The 19,100-nt window shown below is 67.3% G+C and carries 22 protein-coding genes; 13 read left to right on the forward strand and 9 right to left on the reverse strand.

Features of this window, described 5'->3' with window-relative positions; translation table 11 throughout:
• Positions 1-111: 111 nt before the first annotated feature.
• Positions 112-1,536, reverse strand: a complete 1,425-nt coding sequence (locus tag ACWEFV_RS24270; protein ID WP_450072047.1) for an FAD-dependent oxidoreductase — start codon at positions 1,534-1,536, stop codon at positions 112-114.
• Between the two features lie 97 nt (positions 1,537-1,633).
• On the opposite strand from ACWEFV_RS24270, the gene ACWEFV_RS24275 reads away from it, so the two are divergent.
• From ACWEFV_RS24275 to ACWEFV_RS24305, 7 genes are read left to right on the forward strand one after another with little or no spacing between them, the layout of a single operon-like run.
• Complete coding sequence (locus ACWEFV_RS24275; RefSeq protein WP_450072048.1) at positions 1,634-4,486, forward strand: Na+/H+ antiporter subunit A; 2,853 nt, start codon at positions 1,634-1,636, stop codon at positions 4,484-4,486.
• Positions 4,483-4,944, forward strand: a complete 462-nt coding sequence (locus ACWEFV_RS24280) for a Na(+)/H(+) antiporter subunit C (protein WP_135452265.1) — start codon at positions 4,483-4,485, stop codon at positions 4,942-4,944. The genes ACWEFV_RS24275 and ACWEFV_RS24280 overlap by 4 nt, the downstream gene beginning before the upstream one ends.
• A complete protein-coding gene (locus ACWEFV_RS24285; RefSeq protein WP_450072049.1) occupies positions 4,941-6,539 on the forward strand; it encodes a Na+/H+ antiporter subunit D in 1,599 nt (532 codons plus the stop codon). Before ACWEFV_RS24280 ends, ACWEFV_RS24285 begins: the two co-directional genes overlap by 4 nt.
• Positions 6,536-7,069, forward strand: a complete 534-nt coding sequence (locus ACWEFV_RS24290; protein ID WP_135452261.1) for a Na+/H+ antiporter subunit E — start codon at positions 6,536-6,538, stop codon at positions 7,067-7,069. Before ACWEFV_RS24285 ends, ACWEFV_RS24290 begins: the two co-directional genes overlap by 4 nt.
• Positions 7,066-7,350 carry a monovalent cation/H+ antiporter complex subunit F gene (locus ACWEFV_RS24295; protein WP_036442168.1) on the forward strand — a complete coding sequence of 95 codons (285 nt, stop codon included), beginning with the start codon at positions 7,066-7,068 and terminating at the stop codon, positions 7,348-7,350. The genes ACWEFV_RS24290 and ACWEFV_RS24295 overlap by 4 nt, the downstream gene beginning before the upstream one ends.
• Entirely contained in the window at positions 7,347-7,700 is a 354-nt protein-coding gene (locus tag ACWEFV_RS24300) for a monovalent cation/H(+) antiporter subunit G (RefSeq protein WP_135452259.1), read from the forward strand. The genes ACWEFV_RS24295 and ACWEFV_RS24300 overlap by 4 nt, the downstream gene beginning before the upstream one ends.
• The gene (locus ACWEFV_RS24305; protein WP_450072050.1) at positions 7,687-8,601 is read left to right on the forward strand and encodes an SAM-dependent methyltransferase; all 915 of its coding nucleotides are present in this window, start codon (positions 7,687-7,689) and stop codon (positions 8,599-8,601) included. The genes ACWEFV_RS24300 and ACWEFV_RS24305 overlap by 14 nt, the downstream gene beginning before the upstream one ends.
• A gap of 101 nt (positions 8,602-8,702) precedes the next feature.
• Here ACWEFV_RS24305 and ACWEFV_RS24310 read toward each other — a convergent pair whose 3' ends face one another.
• Complete coding sequence (locus ACWEFV_RS24310; RefSeq protein ID WP_450072051.1) at positions 8,703-8,924, reverse strand: hypothetical protein; 222 nt, start codon at positions 8,922-8,924, stop codon at positions 8,703-8,705.
• Between the two features lie 152 nt (positions 8,925-9,076).
• Between ACWEFV_RS24310 and ACWEFV_RS24315 the strand changes: the two genes are divergently transcribed.
• Positions 9,077-9,742: a phosphatase PAP2 family protein gene (locus ACWEFV_RS24315; RefSeq protein WP_450072052.1), complete on the forward strand. Its 666-nt coding sequence runs from the start codon at positions 9,077-9,079 to the stop codon at positions 9,740-9,742.
• Positions 9,739-11,151, forward strand: a complete 1,413-nt coding sequence (locus ACWEFV_RS24320; protein ID WP_450072053.1) for an ATP-binding protein — start codon at positions 9,739-9,741, stop codon at positions 11,149-11,151. Before ACWEFV_RS24315 ends, ACWEFV_RS24320 begins: the two co-directional genes overlap by 4 nt.
• On the opposite strand, the gene ACWEFV_RS24325 is transcribed toward ACWEFV_RS24320, so the two are convergent.
• A complete protein-coding gene (locus tag ACWEFV_RS24325; protein ID WP_450072054.1) occupies positions 11,115-11,801 on the reverse strand; it encodes a response regulator transcription factor in 687 nt (228 codons plus the stop codon). The genes ACWEFV_RS24320 and ACWEFV_RS24325 overlap by 37 nt on opposite strands.
• A 22-nt stretch (positions 11,802-11,823) precedes the next feature.
• Positions 11,824-12,450, reverse strand: coding sequence for an LON peptidase substrate-binding domain-containing protein (locus tag ACWEFV_RS24330; protein ID WP_135452249.1), 627 nt, complete (start codon positions 12,448-12,450; stop codon positions 11,824-11,826).
• A 61-nt stretch (positions 12,451-12,511) separates the two neighbouring features.
• Between ACWEFV_RS24330 and ACWEFV_RS24335 the strand changes: the two genes are divergently transcribed.
• Positions 12,512-13,513, forward strand: a complete 1,002-nt coding sequence (locus ACWEFV_RS24335) for an Lrp/AsnC family transcriptional regulator (RefSeq protein ID WP_450072055.1) — start codon at positions 12,512-12,514, stop codon at positions 13,511-13,513.
• Here the strand turns inward: ACWEFV_RS24335 and ACWEFV_RS24340 are convergent.
• Genes ACWEFV_RS24340 through ACWEFV_RS24360 form a run of 5 tightly spaced genes read right to left on the reverse strand, consistent with a single transcriptional unit; the run spans position 13,491 to position 16,594 of the window.
• Positions 13,491-13,919: a hypothetical protein gene (locus tag ACWEFV_RS24340; protein WP_450072056.1), complete on the reverse strand. Its 429-nt coding sequence runs from the start codon at positions 13,917-13,919 to the stop codon at positions 13,491-13,493. The genes ACWEFV_RS24335 and ACWEFV_RS24340 overlap by 23 nt on opposite strands.
• 11 nt (positions 13,920-13,930) lie before the next feature.
• Positions 13,931-15,085 carry a glutamate--cysteine ligase gene (locus tag ACWEFV_RS24345; protein WP_167857708.1) on the reverse strand — a complete coding sequence of 385 codons (1,155 nt, stop codon included), beginning with the start codon at positions 15,083-15,085 and terminating at the stop codon, positions 13,931-13,933.
• Complete coding sequence (gene sodC / locus ACWEFV_RS24350; protein WP_135452242.1) at positions 15,042-15,752, reverse strand: superoxide dismutase[Cu-Zn]; 711 nt, start codon at positions 15,750-15,752, stop codon at positions 15,042-15,044. Before sodC ends, ACWEFV_RS24345 begins: the two co-directional genes overlap by 44 nt.
• A 10-nt stretch (positions 15,753-15,762) precedes the next feature.
• Positions 15,763-16,233, reverse strand: a complete 471-nt coding sequence (locus ACWEFV_RS24355) for a LytR C-terminal domain-containing protein (protein WP_210115462.1) — start codon at positions 16,231-16,233, stop codon at positions 15,763-15,765.
• Positions 16,234-16,282: 49 nt separating this feature from the next.
• On the reverse strand, positions 16,283-16,594 hold the full coding sequence (locus tag ACWEFV_RS24360; protein ID WP_036442184.1) for a DUF3263 domain-containing protein: 312 nt from the start codon (positions 16,592-16,594) through the stop codon (positions 16,283-16,285).
• A 138-nt stretch (positions 16,595-16,732) separates the two neighbouring features.
• Between ACWEFV_RS24360 and ACWEFV_RS24365 the strand changes: the two genes are divergently transcribed.
• Genes ACWEFV_RS24365 through ACWEFV_RS24375 form a run of 3 tightly spaced genes read left to right on the forward strand, consistent with a single transcriptional unit; the run spans position 16,733 to position 19,061 of the window.
• On the forward strand, positions 16,733-17,326 hold the full coding sequence (locus ACWEFV_RS24365) for a peptide deformylase (RefSeq protein WP_135452237.1): 594 nt from the start codon (positions 16,733-16,735) through the stop codon (positions 17,324-17,326).
• The gene (locus tag ACWEFV_RS24370) at positions 17,326-18,231 is read left to right on the forward strand and encodes an N-acetylglutamate synthase, CG3035 family (protein ID WP_450072057.1); all 906 of its coding nucleotides are present in this window, start codon (positions 17,326-17,328) and stop codon (positions 18,229-18,231) included. The genes ACWEFV_RS24365 and ACWEFV_RS24370 overlap by 1 nt, the downstream gene beginning before the upstream one ends.
• A 17-nt stretch (positions 18,232-18,248) precedes the next feature.
• Positions 18,249-19,061, forward strand: a complete 813-nt coding sequence (locus tag ACWEFV_RS24375) for an exodeoxyribonuclease III (protein ID WP_450072058.1) — start codon at positions 18,249-18,251, stop codon at positions 19,059-19,061.
• Positions 19,062-19,100: the final 39 nt, after the last annotated feature.

Raw genomic sequence — 19,100 nt, forward strand, 5'->3', positions numbered from 1 at the left:
GGAATGTTGGCACGCGGTACCGACACAACCCCGAGGCTGTAGTCAGGGACAAAATCAGGCCGCTTTCTGTCCCCCAATACAGTCTCGGCGCCAGCCCAACCCGTGAGGTGCCTACCCGGCAGCGGACATCCAGTGCGCGATCGCCGTACGCACCTCCGCCGCACGCGGCAACCGCTCACTGGCCCAGGCCACATAGCCGTCGGGCCGGACCAGCACCGCATCGGGAAGATCGGGGCGGTTGTCGATCGCCTGCACCACATCACAACCGGCGACGTCGACCGCCTCAGCCGTGACGAGCACGAACTTGCCGGCGCGAAGCAGCTCGTAGAGCCGGGTTCCGCCGCAGTCCACATCTGCCATCCGGCGTCCGACCAACCAGTCCTCGTCCTTCGACCGTGGATAGGCGATACCGATGCCGCTGAGCCGTTCGGCCACGAAGTGTCGGGCGGGAGGTATGCGCAACACCGTCCCCAACACGAGCACCCGCAGCCGCCGCGACGCCGCCGAACTCAGCACGATCTGGTTGAACGCATCGGTCAACCGAAGCACGCCTGCGCCGACCGGATGGCGCTCACGTTCGTAACTGTCCAACAGCCACGACGGCGCCCGCCCGTGCACCGCCAACGCAATCTTCCAGCCCAGGTTGAACGCATCGCCGAGTCCGGTGTTCATGCCCTGCCCGCCCAGCGGGGAATGCACATGTGCGGCGTCGCCGGCCAGAAACACCCGGCCCGAGCGGTAGTGCTGGGCCTGGCGCCGCTCGCTGAGGAACCGCGAACTCCACCGCATATCGCTCATGCCGAAGTCGTCGCCGGCGATGCGGTTGAACGCGTCGCGCATCTCGTCGAGCGTCACCGGTTCGTCCAGCGGCGCCTGTTCCCGCAGCCGGTCCCACGCGATGGCGCGGAACCAGCCGTCGCCGAACGGGACGAACAACACCACACCCTCGGTCCCGGTCCGGGCGAACAAGGTCTCCTCGGGCGGCGAGGCGAGCCGGACATCGGCCAGCAGGATGTGGGTCTCGTACTGTTTGCCGACGAAGTCGATCCCGACCAGTCGTCGCACCGCGCTGTGGGCCCCGTCGCAGCCGACGACGTACTCGGCGCCGAGGCTCTCCCCGTTTGCCAGCTCGACAGTGACACCGTCGCCGTCCTGTCGCAGTCCCACCACCTCGGCACCGCGGCGCACCTGCACGCCCAGTTCGGCGGCCCTCGCCTCCAGCACGTGCTCGGTGCCGCTCTGGGGAACGATCAACACCATTCCGAACCGGGTCGGCAGTTCCCGCAGATTCAGCGTGGCTCCGCCGGGCGGCGCCACCTCGTGCACCTCGACTCCGCGGCTCAGCAACTCATCGACGAGCCCGCGGCCGTCGAGCAGTTCCAGGGTCCGCGCATGCACGGCGAACGCCCGGGTGATGTTCGGCGTCGAGGTGCGTTCCTCCAGCACGGTGACCGGTGCGCCACCGAGCGCGAGCTCGCACGCCAGCATCAATCCGGTCGGACCGGCGCCGACCACCACGACCTCGCCAGGGGCCATCAGCCGATGCTAGCGATGACCCGCCACGTAGACTGCGTGTTAACCCAAAGCCCTAGCCATAAGGCTGACACCCCGACCCCAACCCGATCGGAGTGCCATGCTCGCCGTTCTGCTCGCCCACGCGGTTGCCACCGCGCTGGCGCCACTTCTGGTGGCCAAATGGGGCCGGCGAGCGTTCTACCCGTTGGCCTTGGTGCCGCTCGGCTCTCTGGCCTGGGTCGGCCTGAACTGGCCGAGCGACGACCGCGTCCCGACCGTGAGCATCCCGTGGGTGCACGAGTTGTCGATGGACATCACGCTGCGATTCGACTCGCTGGCGGCCATCATGAGCGTGCTGGTGCTGGCCATCGGGGCTCTCGTCCTCTTCTACTGCGGCGAGTACTTCCACCACCACGACGGGAAGACCGAGAAGCGGCTGCCCAGCTTCGCGGCCGAGCTCGTCGCCTTCTCCGGGTCCATGTTCGGCCTGGTGGTCAGCGACAACATGCTGGTTCTCTACATCTTCTGGGAAACCACCACGGTCCTGTCCTTCCTGTTGGTCGGCCACTACGCCGAGCGGGCCACCAGCCGGCGGGCGGCCACCCAGGCGTTGCTGGTCACCACGTTCGGCGGCCTGGCGATGCTGGTCGGCATCATCTTGCTGGGCAATCTGGCCGGCACCTATCTGCTGTCGGAGTTGATCGCGACTCCGCCGGGCGGCACCGCGGCCGCGATCGGGGTGGCGCTGATCCTGGTCGGCGCGCTGTCCAAATCGGCGATCGTGCCGATGCACTTCTGGCTGCCCGGCGCGATGGCCGCGCCCACCCCCGTCAGCGCGTATCTGCACGCCGCGGCGATGGTCAAGGCCGGTGTCTATCTGGTGGCGCGGATGACGCCGGGGTTTGCCGATACTCCGCTGTGGCGGCCCATGGTGGTGGGTCTCGGGCTGGCGACCATGCTGCTGGCCGGTTGGCGCGCGGTACGCGAGTACGACCTCAAATTGATCCTGGCGTTCGGCACCGTCAGCCAGCTGGGCCTGATCACCGTGATGGTGGGCGCCGGCGGCAGCGACATGATGCTGGCCGGGCTGGCGATGCTGTGTGCGCACGCGATGTTCAAAGCCGCGTTGTTCATGGTGGTCGGCGTCATCGACCACACCACCGGCACCCGCGACATCCGGCGCCTCGCGGGCTTGGGGCGCCAGAACCGGCCGCTGCTGATCATTGCCGCATGCGCCACCGCGAGCATGGCCGCGCTGCCGCCGTTCTTCGGGTTCGTCGCCAAGGAGGCCGACCTGGAGACCGTGCTGCACAGCCCGGCGCTCGGCTCCGCGGCTCCCTGGGTGCTGACCGGCATCGTGGTGGGCTCGGTGTTCACCACCATCTACAGCCTGCGCTTCATGTGGGGCGCGTTCGCCGCAAAGGGGCGATCGCAGCCCAGTACCCGGGTTGCCGAAATGCACCGTCCTTCAATCACTTTCCTGACCGCACCGGCGATCCTCGCCGCCGGGGGCCTGGTCTTCGGACTGTGGCCCGCCGGGATGGACGCGGTGCTCGACGAATACGCCAACACCATGCCCGGCGGCTCGGGCTACCACCTGGCACTGTGGCACGGGTTCGGCCTGCCGCTGCTGCTCTCGGCCGTCGTACTCGCCGTCGGCACCGTGGTGTTCTTCGGCCGGAACCGGTTGCCCCGCACCCGGTTTGCCTATCGACCACTGGGTAACGCCGACCGCATGTACGACGCGGTGATCCGCGGCCTGGACATCACCTCGGTGCGGCTGACCGGCGAGACCCAGCGAGGCTCGCTGCCGGCCACCCAGTCGGTGATCCTGTCGACGCTGGTGGTGCTGCCCATCGTGATGCTGGCGCTGGGCGCGAGGGACCGCCCGAATTTCGCGCTGTGGGATTCCCCGCTGCAGGTGGTGATCGGGTTGTTGATGCTGGCCGCCGCGATCGGCGCGACGGTGATGCGCAACCGACTGGCCGCGGTGCTGCTGGTCGGGGTGACCGGCTACGGCTGCGGCGCGATCTTCGCCTTCCACGGTGCACCCGATTTGGCGTTGACCCAATTCCTGGTCGAGACACTGGTTTTGGTGATCTTCGTGCTGGTCCTCCGGATCCTGCCGGCCGAGGCCGACGCCACCAACATCAACCGCCACCGGCTGCCGCGTGCCGCCCTGGCACTGGCGGTGGGCGCCGCAGTCACGACACTGGCGGTGTTCGCGATGGCCGCGCGCAACGGTGTGGGCATCGCCGAGCTGATCCCCGATGCGGCGTACTACCGCGGGCACGGCGCCAATGCGGTCAACGTGCTGCTGGTCGACATCCGCGCCTGGGACACCCTGGGCGAGGTGATGGTGTTGCTGGTCGCCGCGACCGGGGTGGCATCGCTGGTGTTCCGGCACCGGCGCTTCGGTGCCGCGCCGCGCGTCAGCACCGCCGTCGGGCAGCCCGACATCGGCCCCATCGGGGCGTACAGCCCGGCCGTCGGCGATGTCACCTGGCTGCGCGGCAGTGAGCTGCGCGATCCTCGACACCGCTCTCTGGTGCTGGAGGTGGCGACGCGCGTCATCTTCCCGCTCATCATGGTGCTCTCGGCGTACTTCTTCTTCGCCGGCCACAACACTCCCGGCGGTGGCTTCGCCGGCGGGTTGACCGCGGGCCTGGCGCTCGTGCTGCGGTACCTGGCCGGTGGCCGCTACGAGCTCGGCGAGACGCTGCCGCTGGACGCGGGCAAGATCCTCGGCACCGGGCTCGGCCTCTCGGCGGGAACGGCGGTCGCCTCAATCTTGTTGGGCGCGCCCGCATTGTCCTCGGCTGTCCTGCAGTTCGACGTGCCGGTGCTGGGTTCGGTCAAGATGGTGACCGCGTTGTTCTTCGATCTGGGGGTGTATCTCATCGTTGTCGGTTTGGTGCTCGACATCTTGCGCAGCCTCGGCGCCCGCGTGGATGCGGAGATGGCCCGATGACGACATTCCTGGTCCCGCTGATCATCATCGGCGGGCTCACCAGCACCGGCGTGTACCTGCTGCTCGAACGCAACCTGACCCGGATGTTGTTGGGGCTGTTGCTGATCGGCAATGCGGTCAACCTGTTGATCCTGACTGTCGGTGGCAAGTCGGGCAATCCACCGATCCGCGGGCGCACCAGCAACGGCGCCACCACCGACGCTGATCCGCTGGCCCAGGGCATGATCCTCACCGCGATCGTGATCAGCATGGGGCTCGCGGCATTCGTACTGGCACTGGCCTACCGCTCGTATCGCCTCACCACGGTCGAAGAGGTCAGCAACGATCCCGAGGACACGCGCGTGTCGCAGCAGTCGGGCACCGAGGAAGAAGAAGAGATTCCGCAACCCGACCCCAACCGCGACACCGACGCGCCCGACGAACTCGATGCGCTGCCGGGATTCGAGGGGTCGAAGTGAACGCCCAGGCTCTGATCCCGTTGCCGGTGCTGATCCCGGCGCTCGCCGCGGCGGCGACGCTCGTGGCCGGGCGCCGTCCCCAGTTGCAGCGCTTCATCACCCAATTCGCACTCACGGCGGTGGTCGCGGTGTGTGCAGCGCTGGTGTACCTGGCCGACCGGGACGGCACCCTGGTCCTGCACGTCGGCGGGTGGGGTCAGAGCGTGCCGGGCATGGGGCCGTTGGGCATCACCCTGGTGGTGGACCGGCTTTCGGCGCTGATGCTCGTGGTGTCGGCCATCGTGTTGCTGGCGGTGGTCGCGTACGCCATCGGGCAGGGTATCCGCGACGGCGACGAACGCCAGCCGGTGTCGATCTTCCTGCCCACCTATCTCGTGCTGTCGGCCGGTGTGTGTACCGCGTTCCTGGCGGGTGATCTGTTCAATCTGTTCGTCGGCTTCGAGGTGCTGCTGGCCGCGAGCTTCGTCCTGCTGACCATCGGCGCCAGCGAGGACCGTGTCCGTGCCGGCATCTCCTACGTGCTGGTGTCGATGGTGTCGTCGCTGATCTTCCTGATCGGCATCGCGCTGGTGTACGCGGCGACCGGGACGCTGAACATGGCCGAGCTGGCGTTACGCCTCGACGACATCCCGTCGGGCACCCGCACCGCGTTGTTCGCGGTGCTGCTGGTGGCGTTCGGCATCAAGGCCGCGGTCTTCCCGCTGTCGACGTGGCTGCCCGACTCCTACCCCACCGCGCCCGCGCCGGTCACCGCGGTGTTCGCCGGCTTGCTGACGAAGGTCGGTGTGTACGCGATCATCCGGGCCCATTCGCTGCTGTTCCCGGGCGGGGCGCTGGACAATGTGCTGCTGGTGGCGGGCCTGCTCACCATGATCATCGGCATCCTCGGTGCGATCGCCCAGAGCGACATCAAACGGCTGCTGTCCTTCACCCTCGTCAGCCACATCGGCTACATGGTGTTCGGTGTCGCACTGGCCAACCAGCTCGGCATGTCCGGCGCGATCTACTACGTGGCCCACCACATCGTCGTGCAGACGACGCTGTTCCTGGTCGTCGGTCTGATCGAACGGCAGGCCGGGGCGTCGACGTTGCAACGGCTGGGCGGGCTGGCCGCGGCCAGCCCGGTGCTGGCGTTCGTGTTCGTGGTGCCCGCGCTGAACCTCGGTGGCATCCCGCCGTTCTCGGGCTTCATCGGCAAGGTGGCGCTGCTCGAGGCGGGCGCCGCGAACGGTTCGCCACTGGCCTGGATCCTGGTGGCCGGCAGCGTGGTGACGAGCCTGCTGACGCTCTACGTGGTGGCACGGGTGTGGACGAAGGCGTTCTGGCGAGCCCGTGCCGACGCACCCGAAGGGCACCTGGCCGGGGCGGCACCGGCGGTGCTGCTCGACGACATCGAGGACATCAAGTTCGCCGATCGCGACAGCGTGGGCCGCATGCCGATGGGAATGTTGGCTCCGACAGGCGCTTTGATCGCGGTTGGGCTGGCGCTGACCGTGGCGGCCGGGCCGATCTTCTCCTACAGCGAGCGCGCCGCGGCCGAAGTGCTGGACCGTGGACAGTACATCTCGGCGGTGCTCGGGGGTGATGGGCGATGAGGTGGCTGCTGCTACGAGCCTGGATCTTGTGCTGGCTGATGCTCGTGTGGGTGCTGCTGTGGGGCAGCATCTCTGCGGCCAACATCGTGTCGGGCCTGGCGGTCGCCGTGGTGATCACGGTGTTGCTGCCGCTGCCCGCCGTCCCGGTGGAGGGGCGGGTACATCTGTTGTCGCTGCTGCGGTTGGTCATTCAGGTCGCCGTTTGGCTGGTGATGTCGTCGTTCCAGATGGCCTGGTTGGCGGTCAGACCGGGGCCGCTGCCGCTCAACGCCGTGTTACGGGCGCATCTGGCGATCAAGTCGGATCTGGTCCTGGCCCTCGGGGTCAACATCATCAACCTGACCCCGGGAACCATCGTGCTGGAGATCGATCAGACCCGGCGGCTGATCTATGTACACGTCGTCGACGTGGGTTCCGACAAGGCGATCAACCGGTTCCACAGCCAGATCACCACCCTGCAGCGGCTTTTGGTGGCGGCTTTCGAGCGCGAGTCGGACTGGCGCCCTGCGGCCAACAAGGAGGGCGCATGACAACCGTGTGGACGATCGCCGCGGTCATGTTGACGGCCGCCGCGGCGATCACGATGTTTCGCCTTTTGGCGGGGCCGAGCACCCTGGATCGGCTGGTCGCGTTGGACACCCTGGTGGCCGTCACGCTGTGCGGTATCGGGACCTGGGCGGCGTACAGCCTTGACACCACGGTGACCTACAGCTTGACGGCGCTGGCGTTGATCAGCTTCGTCGGTTCGGTGAGCGTGGCGCGGTTCCGCGTGCCCGATACCGATGAACCGCGGCGGAAGTGGGTGCCATGAACATCCTCGACATCGTCACCGCCGTCCTGATCCTGGCCGGGTCGACGCTGGCCTTGACCGCCGCGATCGGCATCGTGCGGTTCGGCGACACCATGTCGCGGATGCATTCGGCGACCAAGCCCCAGGTGCTCGGGCTGCTCTTGGTGCTGGCCGGTGCGGCGATCCGGCTCCGGGGCCACGCCGATGTCGGCATGTTGATCCTCACCGGTTTGTTCACGCTGATCACCGCCCCGGTGATCGCCAACCGCGTCGGGCAACTGGCCTACCGCGAGCAGCGCAACCGGGAGAATCTGCTGACCCGCGACGAGATGGCGGAGTTCGGGGAGACTGACAGTGATGGCCAGAACTAACGACGACAGCTGGGACATCACCGAGAGCGTGGGTGCCACCGCGCTCGGGGTGGCGATGGCCCGAGCCGACGAGACCGCCGCTGAATCTCCGTTGTTCACCGACCCGTATGCGCGGATGTTTCTCGACGCCGCGGCCGCACGGGGCTGGCGCCCGCCCACCGGCGCGATGGCCCAGCGGATTCGCGCCATCGGCAATTACGCCGCGTCCCGGACCAAATGGTTCGACGAGTTCTTCCTCGCCGCCGGCGCGTCGGGTATCCGCCAGTCGGTGATCCTGGCGGCCGGCCTGGATGCCCGAGCCTGGCGGTTGCCCTGGATCCACGACAGCGTGGTGTTCGAGATCGACCAACCGCAGGTGCTGCAGTTCAAGGAGGAAGTCCTGGCGGCGCACCGGGCTGCGCCCAAGGCCCGGCATGTCGCCGTCGGGGTCGACCTGCGCCAGGATTGGCCGAAGGCATTGCGGGATGCAGGTTTCGACGCCACCGAGCCGACGGCGTGGTCCGTCGAAGGCTTGCTCCCCTACCTGCCGGCCGAAGCGCAGGACCTGCTGTTCGAGCGCATCACCGAACTGTCGGCACGGGACAGCCGGATCGCGGTCGAGTCGTTCAGCGCCGGGTTCTTCTCCGAAGATCAGCTGGCCCGCCGCCGTGAGCTCATCGAGAAGATGCGTGCCGAGGCCGCCGAGGCCGGCGACGACATGCCGGATCCGGAGCAGCTGTGGTTCATCGAGGATCGCGCCCACGTCCCCGATTGGCTCAGCGAACACTGCTGGGACGTGGCGGCCCTGCCGGCCGACGACCTGATGGCGCGCTACCACCGCACCCTGCCCGCCGATACCACCGAGGGCACCATGTCCACGGAGTTCGTCGAGGGCATCCTGGCCGAAACCTATTCTGGATGACGGAGATTCGACAACCGGAGAACCGCATCGAGCTGATCGACGGCCGTGCGCTCGACCGGCTCGGCAGCGAGGCCTTCGTTCCGGAGTAGCCCCCGACGGCGCTACTTGTGCGGAGCCTTCACCTTCGGGGAGGCGAATGGAGTCTCCGGTGCGGTCGGCGGGGTGGTCACGGTCGTGGTGCTGCTGAACTGCAAGGCGGAGTCAGTTGTACCCGTCTTGGCGCCGTCGATGACGGTTACCGCGCCGAGCAGCGCCATGGCACCTATCCCGGTGACGGCGGCCAACAACTTCATCCGGTGATACGGCTTCTGTAGCGGGGGCATCGAACATCTCCTCGTAAGGTCCGCGGCGTGATCACCGCAGCGATGCCACAGAGTGACAGGTCGTCGATGAGAAAACGCTGATAAAGATCGTGATCACCGTGCTTCTCAGCGCCGCCTCAGCAACGCCTGGGCACCGTGGGACGGTGAATGCGATGCGGCGCGTGACGTGGCAGGTCCAGATGGCGGTTGTTCTGCTCAGCGGATTCGTCGGATTGGGGTTCATCTCCTGGTCGTCCCACTCCGGCACCGCAGTAGACCATCGTGTCCTCGACTGGGTCGTTACGCAGCGCAATGCATGGCTGACCGGCGTTGCCGCGGTGATCACCGATCTGGGTAGTCCCGCCGCTGTCGCGCTGATCGCGGTCGGTGCCGCGGCGCTGATCTGGTTCCGGACGCGCCTGGCCCGACCCGCGATCGTGGTGGTGGCCACCGTTGGGCTCGCATCGGTGGCAAGCACCTTGGGCAAAGCAGTGGTGAGGTCCAACCGGCCGCCGTCCGCAGTTCAACTGCTGGCCGAGACCGACCATTCGTTCCCCTCCGGACACGTCACCGGAACGGCGGCGCTCCTCGGCATCCTCGCGGTTGTCGTCGGCGCACGTACTGGGCACACAGTCGGGTTACTCGTGTGCGGCGCTTTCGCGACGCTCGTGGTCGCGGCGACACGGCTCTACCTGGGCGTGCACTGGCTCGCCGATGTCAGCGGCGGGTTTCTGCTGGGTTCGGCGGCCGTACTGCTCGGCTGGGCTTTCCTGGCGAGGCCGGCCGACGACACCCCGGAGATCGGAGAGGACGCGGTGCAGCTCAGACTGTCGAGATGACGTCGGCTTCGGGTACTGGCCGTCAGCGGCTGCGGATCCGGCCGTGGCCACGACAGTGGGGTATCGCGACCCGGTCGGCCCTCGTCGCGGCCACGGTGGTGCTGATGGCGCTCGTGGTCGCGGGCGCGGGCCTGACGGTGCTGCTGTACCGCTACCTGATCTCGGGGATCGACGAGGCTGCGGCGACGCAGCTGCATGACATCACCACCGCACTCAGGGCCGAGTCCCCCGCCGCCTTCGACAGCTCCCTGCTCGATACCGATCAGCGGGTTGTCGCGATCCAGATAATCGCCAACGACAACACCGTCGTCCTCAGTTCCACCGATGCACCGAGCACGCCGCTGGTGCCGGTGACCGCCGTCGGCGCCAAGCCGACCCGGCTGGCCGGCAATTCGGTTCCCAACGACGATCTCAGGATCATCGGCCGGACGGTCGATACGCCCCACGGGCGTTACACGATCTTGGTTGCCGGCAGCAGTGAACTCGCCGAATCCACGGTCCAGACCGTCGCGCTGCTGTTGTGCGGATCAGCGCCGCTGGTCATCGCCGTCGTGGCGATGGTCACCTACCTGCTGGTGAAGCGGTCTCTGCGATCGGTCGACGCGATCCGCGCCCGGGTCGCCGAGATCAGCACATCCGACCTGGCCGAGCGCGTGCCTCGACCCGACAGCCACGATGAGATCGCCGCGCTCGCCGACACGATGAATGCCATGCTGGCCCGCCTGGAAACCGGCCACAACGCGCAGCGCCAGTTCGTCGGGGATGCTTCCCATGAGCTGCGCAGCCCGTTGACCACGATCATCTCCGCGCTGGACGTCGCCCAGGTACACCCCGGGTTGCTCGACCAGGACCTGCTCGAAACCACACTGATGCCCGAGGCTCAGCGGATGCAGTCGCTGATCGATGATCTGTTGCTGCTGGCCCGAGCCGATGAGCGCGGTCTGAAACTCCGCCTGGAAGAGCTGGACCTCCGGCCGGTCATCCAGGCCGAGGCCGACCGGTTACGGCGCGGAACCCACCTGACCGTGCACACCGACGTTGGTGAAGCCCGGATGTCAGGTGACACCCAGGCTCTCTCACGGGTGCTGCGAAATCTGACCGACAACGCCGCGCGTCACGCGCGTTCATGCATCGACATCGACCTGCACCAGGTGGACAGCACCGTCATGCTGACTGTCGCCGACGACGGGCCGGGCATCCCAGAGGCCGACCGCCTGCGGGTGTTCGCCCGGTTCGTCCGGCTGGACTCCGATCGTTCCCGCAATGGCGGCGGGACGGGACTCGGCTTGGCGATCGTTTCTGAAATCGTTGCCGCACATGGCGGTACGGTCACCGTGGACGACCGGGCCGGAGGCGGCACCGTCGTCCGTGTTCAATTGCCTCGGCTCTCTTCCGATTCGAGCCGGTAGCCGACTCCCCGCACAGTGTGAATGCTGTTGGTACCGAACGGTGCATCGATCTTGAGGCGAACGTATCGCACATAGACTTCGACGACGTTGTGTGGCCCCACGTAGTGGGCATCCCATACGTTCCGCAGGATGTCAGCCTTGGTCACCACCGTGTCCTTGTTCCGCATCAGGTACTGCAACAGGCAGAATTCCTTGGGCGTCAGTTCAATTGGAACATCGCCGCGGGCGACGGTCTTGCGGGCCGGATCGAGCGACAGCGATCCCGCGGTGATGACGGCCGGCCGCTGAGGTGCGCCCCGGCGCTGCAGTGCCCGCATCCTGGCCGCCAGCACATTGAACTTGAACGGTTTGGTGAGGTAGTCATCGGCTCCCAGATCGAACGCGTCGGTCTCGTCGAATTCACCGTCTTTGGCCGTCAGCATCAGCACCGGAGTCCACACCTGCTGCGCCCGGATCCGCCTCAGCACCTCGTAGCCGCTCATGCCCGGGAGCATGATGTCGAGCAGGATCACATCGAAGTCGTCCTCCACGGCCAGATGCGCCCCGTCCACACCGTTGTCCGCCACCACGACCACGCAGCCCTCGGCCCGCAACCCCAGGCTCAGCGTCTTGGTGAGCCCGGGCTCATCGTCGACGATCAACACTCTCATCTCGTGACCAATTGTCCGCTCGCTACTGCGAAAGCTGGAACTCGACCATCGCGGTAACGGTGTCCACGGCCTCGCTGAGCACCTCGAGCCGGGCCGCTTCCGACGGCGCCGCCAGCAGTGAATAACGGTCAGCCTGTCCCATGGGTAACCGACTGGCCAAGGCGTACAAGCGGTTCTCCGGATCGACGCCGGCCGACTCCACGATCTCGCGGCTGCGGATCGACGTGCCGCGAGCCTCCCCGATCCGGTCGAGCAGTGCCACCATCCGGTCTTCGACGTCGCTGATGCGGGCGGCATCCGCCTGGCCGCCGGGTTCGTCGGGCCAGAGTTCGATCTCGGCACGTGGATACGGATCGTCGTCGAGCCAGCGCTGCACCCGGATTCGATCACTCATCACACACAGCAGCCGGTACTTGCCGACACCGAATTCCTGGCAGTCCACGATCAAGGCCCGCGCCCCGACATCGCACCGGCGGTCACCGCCACCCACCTCACGGCCGGCCGAGATCAGCACCACCCCGAACGACGGCTCCGACATGGCCAAACAGTCGCCCACCATCGCCACGTAGCGCGGTTCGAAAATCCGCAGCGGCAGTTCCTGGCCAGGCAGCATGGCCACTTCGAGAGGAAACATCGGTGAGACCGTCATGAGGCCAGGATCGTCCTCGCCCTTGGGTTGGTCAATGCGCATCAGCCGGTAACCTCGGATGATGCCACCGTCAGCGGAGCTTGAGGCAGCCCGCACGCTGCTGTCCGACCCGGGCTACACCGACCTCGACGCGGTCGACCGCCAACTGATCGAATTGCTGCAGGCCGATGGCCGTATTCCCTACGCGGAGCTGGCCCGTCGCGCCGGCATCACGGAAAAGGCTGCGCGCCGCCGTGTTTCGCGACTGTTGGATGAGGGCTACATGACCATCGCCGCCATCACCGATCCGGCGGTGCTGGGGTTCGGCTCGCTGGGCCTGGCTCTGCTGACCGTCGACGGATCCCGCACACCGGTCGAGCTCGCCGCCGAGCTCGCCTTGTTGGGCGAAGCCGATTACGTGACGGCCACGACGGGCCCGTACGGGGTGGTGCTGGAATTGGTCTGCACCGACGCCCGTGAACTTCATGATGTCGCCTTCGGCAAGATCGCGACGCTGCCCGGGGTGCGTTCGGTCGAACTGCTCCCTTACCTGCGGCTGCACTATCAGCAGGCCCGGCTGTCCGGCGTGCTCGCCGACGGCGCGGTGCGGCCGCGCCCGCTCGATGACATCGACCGCGCGATCCTGACGCGCCTCGCCGTCGACGGCCGCGCGGCCTTCCGCGACTTCGCTTCCGCGCTGGGCCTGTCCGAGACCACCATCCGGGTCCGGTACAACCGGATGGTGGAGACGGGCGCGGCCCGGGTGATGTGCATCGCCAATCCGTTGCGGCTCGGCTACCGCCACAGCAGCTGGGTGGCGATCCGCACCGACGGACGGGCCGGCGCCCAGAAGGTGGCCGAGGCGCTGACCCGCGTGGAAACTGTGTCGTACGTGGCGCTGACCGCCGGTCGTTGGGATGTCGTGGCCGAGGTGGTGACCGCCCGCGGTGAAGATCTGCTCGACGTGCTCGACGAGCGCATCCGAGGCCTGGACGGTGTCACCGCGATGCAGGCCTGGCCTTATATCGCAGTGCACTACAAGGCAATTCATCCCAGAGATGTCAGCCAGGCACCTTTTTGTTGATCGCCTCTACCACGGTCGAATTCCGATCGGCCAGCACGCACATGGCTCCGATGAACGAGGTCCACAGGAACGGATTCTTCTGCATGCCCGCGTAGCCGTTCTTCGCCAGCAACTCGACCATGCCGAGCTGGGTGGCCTCGTCCATCGACGCGTACTCCCGGCAGGTGGTCGACATCCCGTTGGGTGGCGGGGTGCTGGCCCCGCCACTGGTCCCGCCACCGGTCCTGGGGGACGGGAAGGCCGGGGCCGAGGGCGCCGCCGTGTAGCTGGGCCGGGTTCTGGTGGTCGTCGTGGTGGAGATCCCGGTCTGATCGGGATCACCCATCGGCGTTCCGGCGGTGACGGTGCTGCAACCCGAGAGGGCGAAGCCCGCCACCACAATCCCCGCCATGATCCGCAGTCGCATAGCGCTCATCCTCACAGTTGGAGTTCGCCGACCAGGGCGTCGACGACTTCGCGGAGGTCGCCGTCGTTCTCCTCGGCCACCCGGCGCTGCCGTTGATACGAGGCGCCGCCGCGGTAGATGTCGGTGACAGAGGCGAGCTCGTCCGAGCATCCCAGTGACTTTGCCACCGGCTCAAGGTGATTCAGCAATTCGTCGAGATCTTCGGTGACCAGCCGCTCGTTGCTGTCCGCGTCCAGGATGATCACGGCGTCCAGTCCGTAGCGGGCCGCACGCCATTTGTTCTCCTGCACATGCCAGGGCGGCATGGTCGGCAACTGCTCGCCCGCATCGAGCCTGCGGTCCAGATCGACGATCAGGCAGTGGGTCAGCGCGACGAGCGCACCGAGCTCACGGACGTTGGACACCCCGTCGAAGATCCGCACCTCGACGGTGCCGAGGTGCGGCGACGGCCTGATGTCCCAACGAATCTCGTTGAGATGATCGATGATGCCGGTCTTCTTCTGATCGTGGACGAAACCCTCGAACTCGGGCCAGGTCTGGAATTGGAACGGCAGGCCGGCAGTGGGCAACTGCTGGAACATCATCGCCCGGTTGCTCGCGTACCCGGTGTCCTCACCGTCCCAGAACGGTGAGGATGCCGACAGCGCCAACAGATGCGGGTACTGGTTGAGCAGCGACGAGATGATCGGCATGACCTTGTGCGCCGAGGAGATCCCGACGTGCACGTGCACACCCCAGATCAGCATCTGGCGGCCCCACCATTGGGTGCGTTTGATCAGCTCGGCGTACCGCGGCGCGTCGGTGAGCTGTTGCGCGGACCATTTCGCAAACGGATGGGTACCCGCGCAGAACAGTTCCATGCCGCGGTCGTGCACGATCTTGCGCACGGGACCGAGCGTGCCGCGCAGGTCGTCCATCGCCTCACCGGTGTTCTCACAGATCCCGGTGACGATCTCGATGGTGTTGCGCAGCAACTCCTTGTGCACGTGTGGGCTCTCGCCGACCTCGGCGATCACCTCGGCGGCGCCGTTGCTCAGATCACGACTGTCGGCGTCGACGAGAGCGAACTCCCATTCGACGCCGACAGTGGGCCGGGGCGACCCGGCGAAATCGATACGGCTGTCAGCCGGCGCCGATAACACCGCATGCCACTCGACTGCCGGCATCGCCGGTGGCCAAGGTCGCGGGGTCGGGGCCGGGTGCGCCGCCGATCACCTGCTGGTACTTCTCCGGCGGGATGTTGGCGAAGTTGTCCGACTTCTCATGGATCATGATGGCGGTCTTCGAGCCGGCCAGCAGATCCTCGGCGGTGAACGCGTCGGTGGTGGTCACCAGCTTGCCCGAGCCGTCGGCGCGGATCTGCAACGAGCTCAGGTCACCGCTGGAGGGGTGACCGGAGTGACCGGGCACCTGGAAGTGGCCCCCGGCGGAGTTGAAGTCGCCGGGCGCGCCGCCGGTCGGGGCCACCGAGTTGGCCTCACACTTGCCGACCGAGTGGATGTGCAGACCATGGAATCCCGGAGCCAGCTTGCCCGGAGTGGTGGTCTCGACGGTGACGGTGGCGAAACCGTCGGCGAACTGGAATTCGGCGGTTGCCACGGCAGTCCCGTCGGCGGTCTTGAGATCCGCGGTGAGGGTCTCTCCGCCGCTGGTGGCCGGTGCACCGTGCCCGCCGCCCTGCTCACCGGGAGCGGCCGAGGGCGACGGCGATCCGGTCCAGATCGCCGGGGTGGTGCCGGGCGTGTCGGACGGCACCTGTCCGGGCGGACTGCAGGCGCTCAGCGCGACAACGGGGGCAGCGAACAGTATGGCAACACTGACGGGCTTCAGCATGGCCCAAAGCCTAGCCGGTGACTACCACGATCACGCCCGGTGGTTGCTCCAGAAGTTCCGGGCGCCGGGGTTCGACGGGCGCCTGGATCGCCTTGCCCACGGCGTCGGCGGCTTCCTTCTCACCCGGAGTCTCACCGAAGAACACCGTGGTGCCGGCAACACCTTCCAACGCCAGGTTGCCGGTCTCGGTGACATTCCAGTGCGCCTCGCGCAGCCGGTTGGCCGTGGTCTCGGCCGCACCGGGGACTTCGGAGATGTTGTACACGCGCACGTCGGCCTTGACCTCTGGTGCGGGTGCGGCCTTTGCCGAGGTCTTCGTCGTGGTCGTCGCGGTGGTCGTGGCCACGGACGACGACTGATCCGAAGAGTCGTCGCCTGAGCCGATCGCCTGGAAACCGACCAGCAGGAACACGACCCCGAGGAACAACAGCACCATCACCATGGCACGCAGGGGCAACCCGGAGGAGTCTCGCTGATTCATCGCCACCACTGTATCGAGCGAACCGCCCGATCCCTCACCCCGTGACCTTTTAGGTGCTGATATCGAAGCCGAGCCGCCGCGCAGCCCGCGCCTTCTGACGGCTGGCCCGCATCCGCCGCAGCCGCTTGACCAGCATCGGGTCGGCAGCCAGCGCCTCGGGACGGTCCACCAACGCGTTCAGCACCTGGTAGTACCGCGTAGCCGACATCGAGAAGAGCTCTTTGATCGCGTCTTCCTTGCTTCCGGCGTACTTCCACCATTGGCGTTCGAAGGCCAAAATATCGTGCTCGCGCCGGGTGAGCCCATCGCTCAGATCAGAGTCGTCCCCGGATTGCTCAGTCCGCGCCATGGCGCCGTCCATATTGCTCCCTGGACCCTTCCGACACGTGAGAAATAACATCGCTGTGGTTCGGCGATTATTCAACCACGGCTTGCTGGGTCTGGGTGACACATAAACCCGCGAGTCGGCTCCGGAAGGACTTCCGCCTAAGATTCCCCGGTGGCTGTCGTACCAATTTGCATCGTCGGGGATCCCGTTCTGCACACGCCGACCGAGCCGGTGCCGGTCGGCCCGGACGGTTCGCTGCCCGCGGACCTGCCCGAACTCATCCAGACCATGTTCGACACCATGGACGCTGCGAACGGGGTTGGCTTGGCCGCCAACCAGATCGGCGTGGCCAAGCGGTTGTTCGTCTATGACTGTGCCCCGACGCGGGGCCAAGTCACGCGCCGCCGCGGGGTCGTCATCAACCCGGTGCTGGAGACGTCCGAGGTTCCCGAGACGATGCCCGACCCCGACGATGACGAGGAAGGCTGCCTGTCGGTGCCGGGCGAGAATTTCCCGACCGGCCGGGCCGACTGGGCGCGGGTCACCGGGCTGGACGCCGACGGTTCACCGGTCACTCTCGAGGGCACCGACTTGTTTGCCCGGATGCTCCAGCACGAGACCGGACACCTCGACGGATTTCTCTACATCGACCGTCTGGTGGGCCGCTACGCGAGGGCGGCCAAGAAGTCCGTCAAGCGCAACGGATGGGGTGTACCCGGCCTGTCCTGGATGCCCGGCGAGGTTCCCGACCCGTTCGGTCACTGATGCCGGCATTGCCCGCGCTCGGGTCCCGGGTCAGCCTGCGTTACCAGCTGCCCGCCGGGTCGGCCAAGCCACTGACCGACGTCATCGGCCATGTGGAGCGCCTGGAGCCGACGGTGCTGATCCGCACCAAGGACGGCGAGCTCGTCGAAATCTCTCCTGCCGACATCGTGAGCGTGCGTGAGTTGTCGCACGCACCGGTGCGGGCCTCCGAAATCCGCGCGCTCGAACACGCGGCGGCGCTGGCCTGGCCCGGCGTCGAACAGCAATGGCTGGGCGGTTGGCTGCTGCGTGCCGGGCGCGGTGTCACCAGCCGCGCCAATTCGGCGATCCCACTGGGCGTGTCGGCGCAGATCGCCGATCTGTCCGCGGTGCGCGACTGGTACCGCGAACGTGACCTGCCGGCCTGGCTGGCCCTGCCGGAGCGGCTACTGCCGATACGCACCCCCGGCATCAAGCCGGCACGGGTCATGGTGCGTGAGTTGCCGGGTGCACAGCCCCCGGCGTCGGGTGTCACGCTGGCACAGCAACCGGACGCACAGTGGCTGCGGATCTATGAACGCGAGGTCCCCGGCGACGTGCTGACCGCCGTGGTCGACGGAGAGCTGATCTTCGCGACGGTGCCCGACTGCGCGGTCGGTCGCGGCGCGGTGACGAGCGCTCCGGACGGCACGGCCTGGCTGGGCATCTCGTCGGTGCGCGTCTCCCCCGCCCATCGCAGGCAGGGCCATGCCCGGGCGGTGTGTGAAGCGCTGTTGGGCTGGGGCGCCGAGGCAGGTGCCCGGCGGGCCTACGTCCAGGTGGAGGTGGACAACCACCCGGCCATCGCGCTGTACACCGCACTGGGATTCCGGCTGCATCACCAAACCCGCTATGTCGCGGCCGAGGACATCCTCGGTTCGCGCTGACCGTAACCTCTAACCTCATGCGCCTGGCCACCTGGAACGTCAATTCGATCCGAACCCGAGTGGACCGCGTGGTCGACTGGCTGGAGCGCGCCGACGTCGACGTGCTGGCCATGCAGGAAACCAAGTGCACCGACGCACAGTTCCCGATGATGCCGTTCGCGGCGCTCGGCTACGAGGTCGCACACATCGGGCTCAGCCAGTGGAACGGCGTGGCCATCGCCTCCCGGGTCGGCCTCGACGACATCGAGATCGGGTTCCCGGGACAGCCGGCGTGGAGCAGCAAACCCGAGGAGGAGGCCACGGCCGAGGCTCGCGCACTGGGAGCGACCTGCGGCGGGGTGCGGGTGTGGAGCCTGTATGTGCCCAACGGTCGTACGCTGGCCGATCCGCACTACGCCTACAAGCTGGATTGGCTTGCCGCGCTGCGGGATACCGCCGCCGGCTGGCTGCAAGCGGATCCGGAGCAGCCCATCGCGCTGGTCGGCGACTGGAACATCGCCCCCCAGGATGAGGACGTCTGGGACATGGCCGCCTTCGACGGCAGCACGCACGTGTCCGAGCCCGAGCGCGCGGCCTTCCAGGCCATGAACGACGCCCAATTCACCGATGTGGTGCGGTCTTTCACACCAGGTCCCGGGATCTACACCTACTGGGATTACACCCAGCTGGCTTTCCAGAAACGCCGCGGCATGCGCATCGACTTCATCCTCGGCTCCCCCGGCCTCGCCTCGCGGGTCACGAACGCCGAGATCGTGAAGGATGAACGCCGCCCCAAGAAGGGCACCACCGCACCCAGCGACCATGCGCCGGTACTGATCGACCTCAGCTGAGCAGCCGCCGGGGCGGTTAGCATTGGCGCGACGGGGAGG

It is taken from the genome of Mycobacterium sp. NPDC004974 (assembly GCF_053600815.1).